The sequence below is a fragment of the Salmonella sp. FC25216 genome (genome assembly GCF_057751355.1).
This window is the reverse complement of record NZ_JBDGON010000028.1, coordinates 1-1089: the sequence shown is the minus strand read 5'-3', so window position 1 is coordinate 1089 and position 1089 is coordinate 1. Positions and strand designations below refer to the sequence as shown.

Genomic DNA, 1089 nt, shown 5'->3' with positions numbered 1-1089 from the left:
GGGCGTTAAGTTGCAGGGTATAGACCCGAAACCCGGTGATCTAGCCATGGGCAGGTTGAAGGTTGGGTAACACTAACTGGAGGACCGAACCGACTAATGTTGAAAAATTAGCGGATGACCTGTGGCTGGGGGTGAAAGGCCAATCAAACCGGGAGATAGCTGGTTCTCCCCGAAAGCTATTTAGGTAGCGCCTCGTGAATTCATCTCCGGGGGTAGAGCACTGTTTCGGCTAGGGGGCCATCCCGGCTTACCAACCCGATGCAAACTGCGAATACCGGAGAATGTTATCACGGGAGACACACGGCGGGTGCTAACGTCCGTCGTGAAGAGGGAAACAACCCAGACCGCCAGCTAAGGTCCCAAAGTCATGGTTAAGTGGGAAACGATGTGGGAAGGCCCAGACAGCCAGGATGTTGGCTTAGAAGCAGCCATCATTTAAAGAAAGCGTAATAGCTCACTGGTCGAGTCGGCCTGCGCGGAAGATGTAACGGGGCTAAACCATGCACCGAAGCTGCGGCAGCGACACTTTAGTGTTGTTGGGTAGGGGAGCGTTCTGTAAGCCGTTGAAGGTGTCCTGTGAGGGGTGCTGGAGGTATCAGAAGTGCGAATGCTGACATAAGTAACGATAAAGCGGGTGAAAAGCCCGCTCGCCGGAAGACCAAGGGTTCCTGTCCAACGTTAATCGGGGCAGGGTGAGTCGACCCCTAAGGCGAGGCCGAAAGGCGTAGTCGATGGGAAACGGGTTAATATTCCCGTACTTGGTGTTACTGCGAAGGGGGGACGGAGAAGGCTATGTTGGCCGGGCGACGGTAGTCCCGGTTTAAGCGTGTAGGCTGGTTTTCCAGGCAAATCCGGAAAATCAAGGCTGAGGCGTGATGACGAGGCACCACGGTGCTGAAGCAACAAATGCCCTGCTTCCAGGAAAAGCCTCTAAGCATCAGGTAACATCAAATCGTACCCCAAACCGACACAGGTGGTCAGGTAGAGAATACCAAGGCGCTTGAGAGAACTCGGGTGAAGGAACTAGGCAAAATGGTGCCGTAACTTCGGGAGAAGGCACGCTGACACGTAGGTGAAGTGATTTACTCA

Annotated in this window: 1 rRNA gene; it reads left to right on the top strand. The window is 54.1% G+C overall.

Annotated elements, in window-relative coordinates:
- A 23S ribosomal RNA gene (locus tag AC3G3F_RS23795) occupies window positions 1-1089 on the top strand; the annotation flags it as partial.